Here is a 14017-nt window from a genome sequence, read left to right as displayed (position 1 = left end):
TTGCGCTGGGCCTTGCCCACCGATCGCATGGCGGACCTCACCGGGTCTCCTCCTGTTCCATCCGAGCCACGGTGTTGGCGACGCGCTCGAGGTCCTTGGCAATGCTCGCGACCATTCTGGTGACCTCTACCAGCTGGTCCCTGCTCCATTCCGAGGTTCTGCCGGCCATGTGTGCCACGCCGAGATCCTTCAATCTCTTCTCGGGGTCGGCCCGTACCTCCAGATCAAGGAGGACGGGCTGGAGTTCCCGGTTCAGGGCGTCAGCCGGCGAGTCCGTGAGAAAGCCCGTTGATACTCCGTAGAACTTGGCGAGACCATGACCGGCCACAATGCTGGGCTTGGCCTCTCCCGCCACCAGTTTGCGGGTCCATGTGGTGGTAGCACCGATGGCGGCGGCGATCTCCCGGATGTCGATCGGCGTCCCCTGCCCGTTCTTACGGGACTCGTAGAGGAAGGTCACGCGGTGCCGCACCCGTGCCTCCGCCCCTCTGTCGTGCACTTCCTGACCAGCGAGCAGAGCGCGCACACCATCCTCGGAGACACCGCTCTGGTAGGACAGGCGGGCCATGTCGAAGACCTCGTCACGGCCGAGGCCACATGACTCGCGCAGTTCCTCGATGCGGGCCAGCGTTCGGTGCAGGGGAGGGTAAGGCTCACTCACGAGTCAAGCTCCCTGGATCTGACGGTAGTTGGCTGTGGCTTGATGATGCGCGCCGCACCCGAACTTACGGGCTCGAACGATCGTAAGCCAGAGACGGAAACGATCGTTTCCCGAGTGCGGGATCGATCTGCGAAGTCCGACCACGGGTTCTTGGCGGAGGGCCCCTGGACTCCCGCCCCGCTCAGGAGGAGTGGTTCCGACGGCGGGACCGGGCCCGTAGCAGAAGCGCCGCGCCCGCTGCGGCGGCGAGGAGCACGCCGCCCGCGGTCCAGGCCACCGGCGCGCCGCGGGATGTACCGGGGGAGTGCGCCGCCGCCTGAGTGGAGCAAGTGCTCCCTCGTGCGGCGGGGGCGATGCGCAGCCGGGCCCAGGGTTGGTCGGGGCGGCCTTGGTCCTGGTCGCGGACGTGCCGGTAGACGGCGTAGAGGCCGGGGGCGGCGTCGCACCTGAGAATGGTGGTGGCGGTCAGGACGGCTCGAGCGCCGCGCAGGACAGGCCGGTCCGCGAACGCTCGGGAGGTGAGGGTGACCTCCCCGTCCAGTCCTTCGTCGTCGTTGTCGGTGATCAGGATGCGGCTGCCGGCCTGGAAGGTCCTGACGTCCCAATCCGATTGGGGCCAGGTGTAGTCCACCGCCCAGTGCTCCTCGTAGTCCGCCGGAGCCATCTTCTTCGCCTTGTCGCGGCAGGCACGGCGTGCGGCCTCGGTGGCCGGTTCGACGCGGACCCGTGCCCAGCGGGCCGGGTGATCGACCGGTCCCTCGGCACCGGCGCTGGTGCGGCCGACCGGATACGTTCCGGGCCGGGCATCGCAGGTGATGGTGACGGTGGCCGTCAGCAGTGGTGCCCTCATGCGCATCCGGGCGGCCGCCAGAAACACGGGGGAGTCGACGGTGTCGCCGTTCACTGCCTGTCCACTCTTGGCCGTGACCGTCAGCGTGTCGCCGGGATGCACAGACCGGACGCTGTCGAGCGGGAGCGGTGGTGCCGACGGGGAGGCCGAGGCGGGTCCGGCGGCCAGAAGGGGCAGCAGGAGCGGAAGCGCCGCCCACGCGGCCGTACGCAGTCGATTCATCGCCTCGCCCGTCGTGTCCTTCTCTTGACGCTGTGTCAGACAGCACGTGACCGGTAGGCATACTGTCGATCCTGATGTCGAACTGTCGTGTGATTCCGGGAACTGCGGTGTCACTCGCTGTTCGGCTTCGGCTCCCTCCAGGACGGAAAGACGCCTCGTTGCGTTCCAGCGGTCTCACCGACGGCCTCGTCATCCGCTGGTCCGACGGCGGGACCACCCTGTACACCGATACGGTCGTCAACCGGCTGGGCACCGAGCACAAGCTCGTCGCCCCGGCCTCCTGAGGACCTGCAAGCGCAGGAACAAAGTGCAGCGGACCATCAACGCCCTGAAGGACTTCCGGGCTGTGGCCACGAGGTTCGACAAAACGCGCCTACATCTTCCACGGCACCGTCATCGTCGCCTCGATGCGGCCCTGGCTCCGCTCGTGATCCGCGGCTGGCCAGTCGTCCGAGCCGGTAGCCGACGGCGGTACCTCGACGACGAAGAAGAGGAAGGTGGTTTCGACCGGAGGTCATGGAAGCCGTCGGGGAACAGCTCACGGGCACCTGAGGCGTGCTGCGGCTCGCTGATGACGGCAAGGCGGAAACCGGCGGTGCTGAAGGGATCGGTCAGGTCGAGCGCGTGCGTCTGCTTGGTCTCGCACTTGCCTTCCGCTCAGCGAGGGCGCTGACCAGAGAATGCGCCTCTGGTTTGCTGTCGGGCCTCTGGCGCGCGTAGCTTCGCGGGCCATAGCGCCGCGTCCGCCGCCGGCGAGGGGACGATGCTCCACGCCACCCACGTCACCCTGTGTCTCCTGGCCCGGCGCATCAGGCAGCTCAGCGAAGAGATCCAGGACCTGGAAGGCCGCCTGTGGAGCGCCACGCTCCGCAGCTGCTCGAGGTGGTGGGCACCGGTCCGGACACAGCCGTCACTTTGCTGATCACGATCGGAGACAACCCGGAACGCCTGGGCATTGAGGCGTCCTTCGCGGCGCTGTGCGGGGTCAGCCCGGTCGAGCGTTCCTCGGGCAGTCGGCAGTACCGTCGCCTCAACCGCGGCGGCGACCGGCAAGCGAACGCGGCTCTGTACCGGATCGTGCAGACCCGCCTGCGCGTCGACCCGCGCACCCAGGACTGCTACGAACGCCGCAGCAAGGAGGGCAAGACCCGGCGTGAGATAGTCCGAAGCCTCAAGCGCTACGCGGCCCGGGAGGTCTTCCACCTGGTCAGACTTGTGCAGTGGCAACCCACGTCATAGGTGCAGTGTGAGTCTATGCATTCAGGGCGTGCGCTGTCAGTGCCTCTTTGTACCGTCCCGGTGTGCCACGCAGCCAGTGCTCCTTGAGCGACCAACAAGCCCAGTGGGAACTCCAGTCCATCGCCAGCGGCCACATCACGAGAGCGGAGGCCGCAGAAGAACTACCGGTAGCCGTGGGCCTGCTCGGCGTGGTCCTCGGCGTAAGCCGGGCGGTCGCCGGCGGTGGTGTGGGCAGCGGCTTCGGCAGGGGCGGTGCCTTCGTGGTCATGATCGGCAGGTGCGGCGCTCGCCGGGCCGGCCATGGCTCGCTTCCGGCGCGCCCTCGCCCGACCCGGCTCCGTACCGCCGCCGGCCGCCAGGGGGCTCTGTCCTCAAGTCGCGCAGGACTCGTCGAGGTAGGTGCGGGCCAGCGTGGCCGCGTGGGCGAGCCAGTCGGCGATGACGGCGATCTCCTCGGGCGTGTACCGCGAGAACGACTGGGTGAGTAGCGTGTGGTAGGGGCCATAGACCGCCTGCACCCGCTCGGCTGCGGCCGGGACGGGCACGACCCGCACGCGCCGCCGGTCGGCGGGGTCGGGTTCCCGGGTGACGAATCCGCCGCGCTCCAGCCGGTTGAGGATGCCGGTCACGGCGCCGGTCGTGACGTGCGCGCGAGCGGCGAGGTCGCCGGCGGTCAACGCGGCGTCCCGGGAGGCCAGTACATGGGCGAAGCAGATGAGGTCGGTGGTGCTCAGACCCAGATTGCGGGCGAACTCCTGCTGTCCCAGGACGCTGGTCGCGACGAGATCGTCCAGCGCCGCAAGGGCGTCCGAGGCGGTGGCCGGCCGCTGCCTGTCCACGCCTGGAATTTCCTTAGCATCCAAGATAAACTCCTTAATCGCTAAGACATCATAGGTTCGAGCGTCGCCGACGGGCCATGGCACTACGGGGGTCCGGGCAGGTGGCCGCGGAGGGGCAGACGCGTGAGCGGGAACTTGCAAGACGACGGACACACCGTGGCGGGATGGACGGGCTTCTTCCTCGCGACGACAGGGGCCGCGGTGGCCGGGATGGGCGTCATCGCCTGGCGGCCCGCGATCTGGCTGGGAGTCGGCCTGGCGGCGGTGGCCGGCCTGGTCACCTGGCTTCTGCACCTGGCTGGCTGGGGTAAGCCGCCGGGGCCGCGGCCCGCCGGTCAGCGGAGCATGCGGATGCGGGACCTCTCTGCGCGTCAGGGCCACCCGGACTGCCTCGGATGCCGGCTGGCCGGCCGACGCGGGGCTCCCGTGCGCACGGTCGAGGTGTCCGCCCCCGCGGTGCCCCAGGGGGCGGCCGCCGCCTCCGACACCGCCTCCTGACGGGCCGCCAGGATCGCTACGACTGCCGCCGCCCCCAGACGGACCGCCAGGGAGGCACGTCCGCAGCTTCCGGTCGTGTCCTGATGGGCCGTCAGGATGCCGCGTTCGCCACCACCGCGTCCAGCGCCGGCGCGATGACGGCGAAGGCCCGGTCGGTCAGCGTGGCGGGGTCCTCGGCTCCGCCGCTGTCGCTCCAACGCTGCAGAACGGCGTGAAAGGCCGTCAGCGCCATCCCCGCCGCCAGCTGCGGATACAGTTCCGCCGCGGGGTCCATGCCGACCCGGTGGGCCATCTCGGCCGCCAGCGCGTCCCGCCACTGCGCCTGGCGCTCAAGGAAACGGGCGAGCAGGGCGGGCGTCCCCAGGATCAGCCGGACGACGCTCAGGGTCTGGTCCTCGTGCCCCGCGCAGGCGTCGACCGTGCGCCACACCGTGTGCCGCAGGGCGGCCGACGGCGGGTCCTGTGCCGGGCGGCCGGCCAGCTCGTCCCGCATTCCGGTGCCCATCTCGGCCAGGAACTGGACGACCACGTCCTCCTTGGAGGAGAAGTACCGGAAGAACGTCCGCTTGGACACGCCCGCGGCGGCGGCGATCTCGTCCACCGTGACCGCGTCGAAGCCTTGGCGTGCCAGCAGGTTCAAAGCGGCCTGCGTCAACTCGTCGGCGACGAGCTGACGCTTGCGCTGGGCCATGGTTCCAACAGGGCGGGAAGTCATTCACCCATCGTAAGCGGCGTGCCGTTCTGGGCCCAGAGTGCCGCACTTGACACTCGGTGTCATCATCGGCACGATGGGCCATATGACGAGTCAGAGCAGTTGGAGCGCCGATCAGATCCCGAACCAGAACGGTCGGTCGTTCGTCGTCACCGGAGCCAACAGCGGTCTCGGTCTGGCGACCACCCGGGCCCTCGTGCGCAAGGGCGCCCACGTGGTCCTGGCCGTACGCGACGAGGAGAAGGGCCGCCGGGCGGTCGCAGAGCTGACTGCCCAGCGGCCGGATGCCCGTGTGGAGGCCCGCCGGCTGGATCTGACCGACATGCAGTCGATCCACGCGTTCGCCGACCGGCTCAAGTCTGACGGTGTCCGCCCCGACGTGCTCGTCAACAACGCCGGCCTGATGGCGCCGCCCCGCACGCTGACCGACGAGGGTGTGGAGGTGCAGTTCGCCGCCAACCACCTCGGCCACTTCGCCCTCACCGGCCTGCTGCTGGAACTCATGGCAGGCGGCAACGACCCCCGCGTGGTCACGGTGACGTCGACCAACCACCGCCAGGCGCAGATCTTTTTCGACGACCTGACCGGTGAGCGGAAGTATTCGCCGATGGGTTACTACAACCAGTCCAAGCTCGCCAACGCCGTCTTCGGATGGGAGCTGCACAGGCGGCTGAACGCGGCAGGCAGCCCGGTCCGCAGCGTGCTCGCCCACCCCGGTTACACCTCCACCAACCTGCAGACGAGCTCACCCGCCGGCATGGTGAAGCTGCTCTTCGGCCGGCTCCTGCTGCCGCTCGCCCAGTCCCCGGACCGGGGCGCCCTGCCCCAGCTGTACGCGGCGACCGCGCCCGATGCGAAGAGCGGGGAGCTGTACGGGCCGGACGGTATGGCCGAACTGCGCGGCGCGCCCAAGCGGGTGCAGCTGGCCCCGCGGGCCGCCGACCCGGAGACGGCCGCCCGGCTGTGGGAGCTGTCCGAGCGGCTGACGGGTGTGCGCTTCGCGCTCCCGGCCGTCGCCTGACTCGCGAAGGGACCATGACAGGGTGAGTGCCGAACCCGAAGCAGGTCTGTGGATACGACGCTTCCGTCCGTCGGCGGACGCCCGCGTCAGGCTGCTGTGCCTGCCCTACGCCGGCGGGGCCGCGCCGTTCTACCTCCCCTTCGCCCGGTCGCTCGCACCGGACGTCGACGTGCTCAGCGTGCAGTACCCCGGCCGTCAGGACCGGCAGCAGGAGGCATGTGTCGACTCCGTCGCGGGTCTCGCCGACGCACTGGTCGGGGAGGTGGTGCCGTGGGCCGACCGGCCGCTCGCCCTGTTCGGGCACAGCATGGGCGCCTCGGTCGCGTTCGAACTCGCCCTGCGGCTGGAGCGGTTGGGGCACCGGCCGCTCGTGGTGTTCGTCTCCGGACGGACCGCCCCCTCCCGGCCGCGTGTGAGTACCGTGCATCTGCGTGACGACGCGGGCCTGGTGGCAGAGATCCTCTCGCTCGGCGGCACCGATCCGCGGGTCTTCGAGGACGAGGACCTTCGGCGCATGGTGCTGCCCGCGCTGCGCGGCGACTACCGGGCGGCTGAGACTTATCGCTCCACCCCCGGCGCCCGCCTCGCGGCGCCGCTGCTTGCCCTGGTCGGCGCCGACGATCCCCACGCGCCCCTGGACACCGTGCGCGCCTGGGAGGATCACACCGAGGGCGGGTTCGACCTGCGCACGTACCCGGGGGGACATTTCTACCTGGCAGACCGCATGGAATTCGTCGCGAGGGAAGTTCTGGGGCATATTTCGGCCATTCGAAACCGCGAGCACGTCGTCGGCAGCAACGTCAAGATTATTCACGCGGCGTGAGTCACCTCACATTCCGGCTCGTGTTCGATTCAATTTGTTATGCTGGGGCCGTCAATTAGAAGCAGAGCGGTACGGGGGATCTGAATTGACGGCATTATCTGAGGTTGACGTCGCGAGTCTTCCGGCGTTTCCCTTCATCGGTCCTGACAGCAATCCATTCATTCCCGTCCAGGATGCCGATGTGGCGCGACTGGACGAACCGATGGGCAAGGTCCGGCTCCCGTTCGGGGGGTGGGCCTGGCTGGTCACCCGGCACGAGCACGTCCGGGAGCTGCTCCGCCACCCGGGGTTCAGCTCCGACCAGTACCGGCCCGGTTTCCCGGTGCTGAACCCGCTCCCGCCCAAGCAGGAGGACGCCTCCGGCCTGTTCATCTTCATGGACGGCGAGGCGCACAGCCGTTTCAGGCGCATGCTCACCGCCGAATTCATGATCAAAAACATCCGGCGGATCGAGCCGCTGATCGAGGAGACCGTCGTCGGCGCGCTGGAGCGGATGCGCGCCGTCGGGCCGCCCGCGGACCTGATGAACGAGTTCGCGCTGCCCGTCCCGTCGATGACGATCTGCCACCTGCTCGGCGTTCCCTACTCCGACCACGACTTCTTCCAGCTCCACAGCCGCGCGATCATGGACCGGAACTCCGGGCCTGAAGACGTGGAGGCTGCCCTCGGCGCCCTCAGCGGCTTCCTTGGCGAGCTGATCAAGTTCAAACGCACCTCGCCCGGCGAGGACCTGCTGAGCAGGCTGGTCGCCGAACGGGTCGTGACCGGCGAACTGCGCGAGGACGAGCTGCTGAGCATGGCCCAGCTGCTGCTCGTCGCCGGCCACGAGACCACGGCGAACATGATCGGGCTCTCCGCTCTCGCCCTGCTGGAGCACCCAGAGACCCTGGACGCCCTGCGTGCGGACCCGAGCCTGGCGCCCGGCGTGGTCGAGGAACTCCTGCGCTACGTCACCGTCGTGCGCACCGGCCTGCCCCGGCTGGCCATGGAGGACGCCGAGATCGGCGGCCAGACCATCCGGGCCGGCGAGGGCGTGGTGGCCATGCTCTCCATGGCCAACCGGGACGCCTCCGTCTTCCACGACCCCGAGGTCTTCGACCCCGCCCGGCGCGAGGCGCACCGGCACATGGCGTTCGGGTTCGGCTTGCACCAGTGCATCGGCCAGCCGCTGGCCCGGGCCGAACTGCGCATCGCCCTGGTGGAACTCGCCCGCCGCTTCCCGGGCCTGCGCTCCTTGACGACCCTCGCGGACGTCCCCAAGCGCCACATGGCCGTCACCTTCGGTGTGGCCGAGGTTCCGGTGACGTGGTGAGCATGCGGATCACGGTGGACAGAGAACGCTGCTGCGGCTCCGGCAACTGCGTGGTGAACGCGCCGGAGGTGTTCGACCAGGACGACACCGACGGACTGGTGACACTGCGGCTCCAGGAACCGCCCGAGCACCTGCACGAGCCGGTCGAGCTGGCCGCGCAGCTGTGCCCCGTGGGCGCGATCAACGTCACCCGTCAGGCCGCGACGCGCTGACGAAGTCGTACAACGGGGGTTGAGTACGCCGTGTGCCGAAGACCGTCCGGTTTCGGCCCCATGAGTTCCGTCTGACCGCCGGAGAAATCCGGCGGGAAGCGGACGGACACGGTCTTGCCACGTCGGAACGGATCGACGCACCGCTTTTCCGATCCGCACCTTCGGCGTGCCTGCTCACTGACAGCGTTTCTCACCCCTGCGTGAATTCAATGTCAAGCAGGAGAGCGGAAAAGTTGGAAAGTCGTCCTGAGACACGCATTGTTGTATGTGATCGACACCCGTACGCGCGTCTCGGTATTCGGGGAGCGCTGGAACAGGATCCCGCACTGGCCGTGGTCGGTGAGGCGGCGGACACCGCCGAACTGCTATCGGTCGTCGCGCTGTGTGAACCCGACGTCGTCGTGCTGGTCGACGCACCCACGCACTCGTACGCCGACGCGGACGAGCTGGTCCATGTCGACGCCGCCATGGTGGTCGTGGTGGCGGACGCGGACGCCGCCGCCGACTGGATCCGCTGTACCCGGGCGGACGTACGGGCCGTCGTCGACTCCGACGACCCCGAGGAGGAACTGGCCACGGCGGTCCGTCGGGCCGGCGACGGCACCGGATATGTCTCGGTCGGCCTCAGCGGCTCGCTGCTCAGGTGGGTACGCGCCACCCTGCCGCGGCGGCTGTCGGTCGTGCCCACCCACACACCCCTGACCTCACGCGAGTCGGAAGTGCTGGACTTGGTGCGGCGGGGGATGGCCAACAAGGAGATCGCCCGCCGACTGGGACTGAGTGAGAAGACCATCAAGTTCCATGTGTCCAACGTGCTCGCCAAGGCGCACATGGCGTCTCGGGCCCAACTCATTGCCTCCGCAGCCGGAATGTAGCTCTGCGCCGAGGTGAGAGCACACGCTCCCAGCCCCTTCGCCGAGTCTCACGGGGGCCCGCACGCGGATCAGCCGCGCGTGGGCCCCCGTCGGCGTTTCCGCTTGAACTCCCGTCAGTATACGGGTGGTTGGGGGAGGAGCCACTTGGACCAAAGTCCAGAGGTTCGCCCCGACGACCCCGACCGAAGCCCCGTCATCGAGCCCTTCCTCTGGCCGAAGTCCCGTCTGCTTCCAGCTCGGATACTCCCGTTATGCAGCCTTCCATGTCTGGTGACCAGGTGATCGACGGCTCCCGCGACAACGCCATTGCAGTGATCGGCATCTCCTGCCGCATCCCGTCGGCGTCGAATCCGGCAGAGTTCTGGCGCCTGCTGACGGAAGGCACCGACGCCGTCTCACCGTGGCCGGACAGCCGCGGTCCCGGCGCAGCGGCCTGGCGCGGCGGCTTCCTCGACGACGTCGCCACGTTCGACGCTGCCTTCTTCGGCGTGGACCCCGACGAGGCCGCCGCCATGGACCCCCAGCAGCGCCTCGCACTGGAACTCGTCTGGGAGGCGATGGAGGACGCCGGACTGCCCGACGACCGGCTGAGGGGCTCGCGCACCGGCGTGTTCGTCGGCGTCTCCTCCGACGACTACGCCACCCTCGCCTCGCGCAGTGAGCGGGCCGGCCGCGGCGAACTCCACGACTTCACCGGCCGGCACCGCGCCATCATCGCCAACCGGGTCTCCTGGACCCTCGGTCTGCAAGGCCCCAGCGTCGCCGTCGACGCGGCGCAGGCCTCGTCGCTGGTCGCTGTCCACCTGGCCTGCGAGAGCATCCGCCGCGGCGAGTCCGACCTCGCCTTCGCCGGCGGCGTCAACCTGATCCTCGCACCCGACAGCATGGCGGCCACCGCCGGACTGGGCGCCCTCTCCGTGCGCGGCCGCTGCGCCGTCTTCGACGAGAGCGCCGACGGGTTCGTGCGCGGCGAGGGCGGCGGCGTCGTCCTGCTCAAGCCGCTCGCCCGGGCCATCGCCGACGGCGACCCCGTGATCTGCGTCATCCAGGGCAGCGCCGTCAACAACGACGGCGGCGGCGAGCGACTCACCGACCCCGACGTCGACGGCCAGCAGGACGTCCTGCGCCGCGCCTACGCCGACGCCGGGATCAGCCCGGAAGCCGTGCAGTACATCGAACTCCACGGCACCGGCACGCCCGTCGGTGACCCCGTCGAGGCCGCGGCCCTCTCCGCCGTCGCTGGACGCGGCACACGGCGCGCTCCGCTGCGGGTCGGCTCCGTCAAGAGCAACATCGGCCACCTGGAGGCCGCCGCCGGTGTCGTGGGCCTGCTCAAGGCCGCGCTCGCCGTACGCCACCGGCAGCTGCCGCCCACCCTCCACTTCCGCACCCCCAACCCGGCGATCCCGCTGGACGAGCTGAACCTGCGGGTGCAGACCGCACTCGGCGCCTGGCCCGAGCCCGACGCCCCCCTCGTCGCGGGCGTCAGCTCCTTCGGTATCGGCGGCACCAACTGCCACGTCGTCCTGACCGAAGGCCCCTACTCCGGACGGCCGCGGCGCCCGGTGGCCCGGCCCGCCACCCCCCGCCCCCTGCCCTGGGTGCTGTCGGCCCGCACCGGCCCCGCCCTGGGCGCCCAGGCCGGCCGCCTGGCCGACCACCTCGAGCGGCACCAGGAAGGCGACGCCGCCGACATCGCGCGCTCCCTGGCCGTCACCCGGTCCGTCTTCGAACACCGGGCCGTCGTCGTCGGCACCGACCGCGCCGACCTCACCGCGCGCCTGCACCGCCTGCACGAGGAGGCCGTCACCGGCGTCGCCACCACACCGGGCCGGACCGCCTTCCTGTTCGCCGGCGGCGGCGCCCACCACATCGGCATGGGACGCGAGCTGTACGAGGCCCACCCCGTCTTCGCCGAGGCCCTCGACGAGGTGCTCGGCCACTTCGACCCGGCGCTGGGCCTGCGCGGGGTGCTCTTCGGCGAGCGCGAGGACGCCGCCGCGGCCCTCGACGGCATGCGCTGCATGCAGCCAGCCCTGTTCGCCTTCCAGGTCGCCCTGTACCGCCTCGTCACCTCCTGGGGCGTCGCACCGGACCTCCTCGTCGGCCACTCCTTCGGGGAGATCGTCGCCGCGCACGTGTCCGGCGCCCTCTCCCTCGCCGACGCCGCCGCCTTGGCCGCGGCACGCGGTGAACTGATGGAGGCCCTGCCGCCCGGCGGCGCCATGATCGCCGTCGAGGCCACCGAGGAGGAGGCCGACGCGGCACTCCAGGACGTCCACGACGTGTCCATCGGCGTCATCAACGGACCGCGAGCCGTCGTGCTGTCCGGCGCCGAGGAGAGCGTGACCCGCATCGCCGAGGAGTTCCGGGCCCGCGGCCGGCGCACCACCCGGCTGCGCGTACGCAATGCCGCCCACTCGCCGCTCACGGCCCCCATGCTCGACGAGTTCGCCCGCAGGATCGACGGCCTCGCCGTCGGCGAGCCGCGCATCCCGATCGTCTCCACCGTCACCGGACACACCGGCACCCCCATGACGGAGGAGTACTGGATCGGACACGTCGGCGCCACCGTCCGCTTCCACGACGCCATCGTCGCCTGCCGCGAGCAGGGCGTGACCCGGTTCGTCGAACTCGCCCCCGACTCCGTCCTCACCCCGCTCGTCCACCCCACCGACACCGAGATCGCCGTCGCCCTCCAGCACCGCGACACCCCCGAACCCCAGGCGCTGCTGAGCGGGCTCGCCGAAGCCTGGACCGCCGGCGTGCACGTCGACTGGGCCGCGACAGTCGGCGACGCCCACCTCGTCGACCTGCCCACCTACGTCTTCCAGCGCGAGCGCTACTGGCTCGACGAACGCCCCGCCGCACCCGCCGCCGAACAGCACCTCAGCTCGGCGACCCTCGCCCTGCGCGAGCGCATCCGCACCGAACCCGAGGGCTTCCTGACCCGCTGGCTGGCCGGCCATCTCGCCGACACCATCGGCACCACCCCGACGGACCCCGACACCACCTTCCGCGACCTGGGCTTCGACTCCGTCCTCTCCGTGCAGCTGCGCAACCGGCTCGTCTCCGCCACCGGGCTGCGCCTGCCCACCAGCGTCCTCTTCGACCACCCCACCCCCCAGGCCCTCGCCGCCCACCTGCACCAGCAGATCGTCGGCGTCCTGGACCCGGCCGAGACCCCGGACGACGCCCGCACCACCGGAACACCGGCCGCGACCGCCACCGACGACGACCCCGTCGTCATCGTCGGCATGGCCTGCCGGCTGCCCGGCGGCATCGACTCACCGCAGCAGCTGTGGCAGGCCGTGATCGGCGAGCAGGACGCCATCTCCGCATTCCCCACGGACCGAGGATGGGACCTCGCCGGCCTCTACGACCCCGACCCCGACCACCCCGGCACCACCTACGCCCGCCACGGCGGCTTCCTCGCCGGGGCCGGTGACTTCGACGCCGAGTTCTTCGGGATCAGTCCGCGTGAGGCGGCGGCGATGGACCCGCAGCAGCGGCTGCTGCTGGAGACGGCCTGGGAGGCGCTGGAGCGGGCCGCCATCGACCCGTCCTCGCTGCGCGGCAGCCGCACCGGTGTCTTCGTCGGCGCCATGAACATGGAGTACGGGCCCCGCCTGCACGCCCCGCTCGACGGCACCGAGGGCTTCCGCCTCACCGGGAACACCACCAGCGTCGCCTCGGGCCGCATCTCCTACTCCCTGGGCCTCGAAGGTCCCGCGATGACGGTGGACACGGCCTGCTCGTCGTCCCTGGTCGCTCTGCACCTGGCGGTCCAGGCCCTGCACAACGGGGAGTGCTCCCTGGCCCTGGCCGGCGGCGTGACCGTGCTGTCCACCCCCGGCATGTTCGTCGAGTTCTCCCGCCAGCGCGGCCTCGCCCCCGACGGCCGCTGCAAGCCCTTCTCCGACGACGCCGACGGTACCGGCTGGGCCGAGGGCGTCGGCCTCCTCGTCGTCGAACGGCTCTCCGACGCGCGGCGCAACGGGCACCGGGTGCTGGCGGTGGTCCGGGGCTCGGCCGTCAACCAGGACGGCGGCAGCAACGGGCTGACCGCGCCGAACGGTCCCTCCCAGCAGCGGGTGATCCGGGCCGCGCTGGCCAGTGCCCGGCTGACCCCGGCGGACGTGGACGTGGTCGAGGCCCATGGCACGGGCACGACCCTCGGTGACCCGATCGAGGCGCAGGCGCTGCTGGCGACGTACGGCCAGGACCGCCCGGTGGAGCGGCCGTTGTGGCTGGGCTCGCTCAAGTCGAACATCGGTCACACGCAGGCCGCGGCAGGCGTCGCCGGCGTCATCAAGATGGTGCAGGCCATGCGGCACGGCGTCCTTCCGCGCTCACTGCACGCCGACGAGCCGACCCACCACGTCGACTGGGAGTCGGGTGCGGTCAGCCTGCTCACCACGGCACGGGAGTGGCCCGAGCTGGAGCGTCCGCGCCGGGCCGGTGTGTCGTCCTTCGGCATCAGCGGGACGAACGCGCACGTGATCCTGGAGGCGGTGCCGGAGGAGGCGGCGTCGGTCGAGGAAGCCGTGTCTGCTGGGTTGGTGCCGTGGGTGGTGTCGGCGCGGAGTGGGGCGGCGTTGGGGGAGCAGGCGGGGCGGTTGCTCGCGCATGCGGCCGAGGGTTCGTCTTCTGTTCGTGATGTGGCGTTCACGTTGGCGTCGGGGCGTGCGGTGCTGGAGCACCGGGCGGTGGTGCTGGGTGCTGATGTGGGTGAACTGGTCGCGGGTCTGGG

Annotated in this window: 13 protein-coding genes and 2 pseudogenes; 10 read left to right on the top strand and 5 right to left on the bottom strand. The window is 70.6% G+C overall.

Translation table 11 applies throughout. The annotated features are described in order from the left end of the window. Positions 1 to 37 precede the first annotated feature (37 nt). Together ABZ876_RS30880 and ABZ876_RS30875 are read right to left on the bottom strand one after the other, a co-directional pair. The gene (locus ABZ876_RS30880) at positions 38 to 661 is read right to left on the bottom strand and encodes a hypothetical protein (RefSeq protein WP_361788107.1); all 624 of its coding nucleotides are present in this window, start codon (positions 659 to 661) and stop codon (positions 38 to 40) included. A gap of 181 nt (positions 662 to 842) precedes the next feature. Continuing rightward, a complete protein-coding gene (locus tag ABZ876_RS30875) occupies positions 843 to 1733 on the bottom strand; it encodes a hypothetical protein (RefSeq protein ID WP_361788106.1) in 891 nt (296 codons plus the stop codon). Positions 1734 to 1891: 158 nt separating this feature from the next. Between ABZ876_RS30875 and ABZ876_RS30870 the strand changes: the two genes are divergently transcribed. Further along, positions 1892 to 2017, top strand: coding sequence for a hypothetical protein (locus tag ABZ876_RS30870; RefSeq protein WP_361788312.1), 126 nt, complete (start codon positions 1892 to 1894; stop codon positions 2015 to 2017). Positions 2018 to 2025: 8 nt separating this feature from the next. Next, a pseudogene (locus ABZ876_RS30865) lies at positions 2026 to 2164 on the top strand (IS5/IS1182 family transposase); the annotation flags it as partial. On the opposite strand, the pseudogene ABZ876_RS30860 reads toward ABZ876_RS30865, so the two are convergent. Next, positions 2107 to 2360, bottom strand: a pseudogene (locus ABZ876_RS30860) (SAM-dependent methyltransferase); the annotation flags it as partial. The pseudogenes ABZ876_RS30865 and ABZ876_RS30860 overlap by 58 nt on opposite strands. 225 nt (positions 2361 to 2585) lie before the next feature. Here ABZ876_RS30860 and ABZ876_RS30855 point away from each other — a divergent pair. Continuing rightward, complete coding sequence (locus tag ABZ876_RS30855) at positions 2586 to 2972, top strand: IS110 family transposase (RefSeq protein ID WP_361788104.1); 387 nt, start codon at positions 2586 to 2588, stop codon at positions 2970 to 2972. Positions 2973 to 3343: 371 nt separating this feature from the next. On the opposite strand, the gene ABZ876_RS30850 is transcribed toward ABZ876_RS30855, so the two are convergent. Continuing rightward, positions 3344 to 3811 (bottom strand): MarR family transcriptional regulator, encoded by a 468-nt coding sequence (locus ABZ876_RS30850; RefSeq protein WP_361788102.1) that lies wholly within the window; start codon positions 3809 to 3811, stop codon positions 3344 to 3346. A gap of 123 nt (positions 3812 to 3934) precedes the next feature. Between ABZ876_RS30850 and ABZ876_RS30845 the strand changes: the two genes are divergently transcribed. Continuing rightward, positions 3935 to 4309, top strand: a complete 375-nt coding sequence (locus ABZ876_RS30845; RefSeq protein ID WP_361788100.1) for an HGxxPAAW family protein — start codon at positions 3935 to 3937, stop codon at positions 4307 to 4309. Between the two features lie 91 nt (positions 4310 to 4400). On the opposite strand, the gene ABZ876_RS30840 is transcribed toward ABZ876_RS30845, so the two are convergent. Beyond that, entirely contained in the window at positions 4401 to 5024 is a 624-nt protein-coding gene (locus ABZ876_RS30840) for a TetR family transcriptional regulator (RefSeq protein ID WP_361788098.1), read from the bottom strand. An 82-nt stretch (positions 5025 to 5106) separates the two neighbouring features. On the opposite strand from ABZ876_RS30840, the gene ABZ876_RS30835 reads away from it, so the two are divergent. The 6 genes from ABZ876_RS30835 to ABZ876_RS30810 form a co-directional block, all read left to right on the top strand. After that, positions 5107 to 6042 carry an oxidoreductase gene (locus ABZ876_RS30835; RefSeq protein ID WP_361788300.1) on the top strand — a complete coding sequence of 312 codons (936 nt, stop codon included), beginning with the start codon at positions 5107 to 5109 and terminating at the stop codon, positions 6040 to 6042. Between the two features lie 22 nt (positions 6043 to 6064). Next, the gene (locus ABZ876_RS30830) at positions 6065 to 6865 is read left to right on the top strand and encodes an alpha/beta fold hydrolase (RefSeq protein ID WP_361788096.1); all 801 of its coding nucleotides are present in this window, start codon (positions 6065 to 6067) and stop codon (positions 6863 to 6865) included. A 181-nt stretch (positions 6866 to 7046) separates the two neighbouring features. Then, the gene (locus ABZ876_RS30825; protein WP_361788094.1) at positions 7047 to 8177 is read left to right on the top strand and encodes a cytochrome P450; all 1131 of its coding nucleotides are present in this window, start codon (positions 7047 to 7049) and stop codon (positions 8175 to 8177) included. 2 nt (positions 8178 to 8179) lie between these two features. Next, on the top strand, positions 8180 to 8389 hold the full coding sequence (locus ABZ876_RS30820; protein ID WP_361788298.1) for a ferredoxin: 210 nt from the start codon (positions 8180 to 8182) through the stop codon (positions 8387 to 8389). A gap of 332 nt (positions 8390 to 8721) precedes the next feature. After that, positions 8722 to 9264: a response regulator transcription factor gene (locus tag ABZ876_RS30815; RefSeq protein ID WP_361788092.1), complete on the top strand. Its 543-nt coding sequence runs from the start codon at positions 8722 to 8724 to the stop codon at positions 9262 to 9264. Between the two features lie 263 nt (positions 9265 to 9527). Further along, a partial coding sequence (locus ABZ876_RS30810; protein ID WP_361788090.1) for a beta-ketoacyl synthase N-terminal-like domain-containing protein occupies positions 9528 to 14017 on the top strand: 4490 nt, incomplete at its 3' end.

The organism is Streptomyces sp. NPDC046931, from assembly GCF_040644655.1.
Taxonomy (GTDB): Bacteria; Actinomycetota; Actinomycetes; order Streptomycetales; family Streptomycetaceae; genus Streptomyces.
This window is presented reverse-complemented; position numbering and strand designations above follow the sequence as displayed.

Excerpts from the sequence above, each read along its gene's own strand:
- ABZ876_RS30875 (WP_361788106.1), bottom strand. The coding sequence starts at position 1,733 with ATGAATCGACTGCGTACGGCCGCGTGGGCGGCGCTTCCGCTCCTGCTG.
- ABZ876_RS30840 (WP_361788098.1), bottom strand. The coding sequence starts at position 5,024 with ATGACTTCCCGCCCTGTTGGAACCATGGCCCAGCGCAAGCGTCAGCTC.
- ABZ876_RS30835 (WP_361788300.1), top strand. The coding sequence starts at position 5,107 with ATGACGAGTCAGAGCAGTTGGAGCGCCGATCAGATCCCGAACCAGAAC.
- ABZ876_RS30820 (WP_361788298.1), top strand. The coding sequence starts at position 8,180 with ATGCGGATCACGGTGGACAGAGAACGCTGCTGCGGCTCCGGCAACTGC.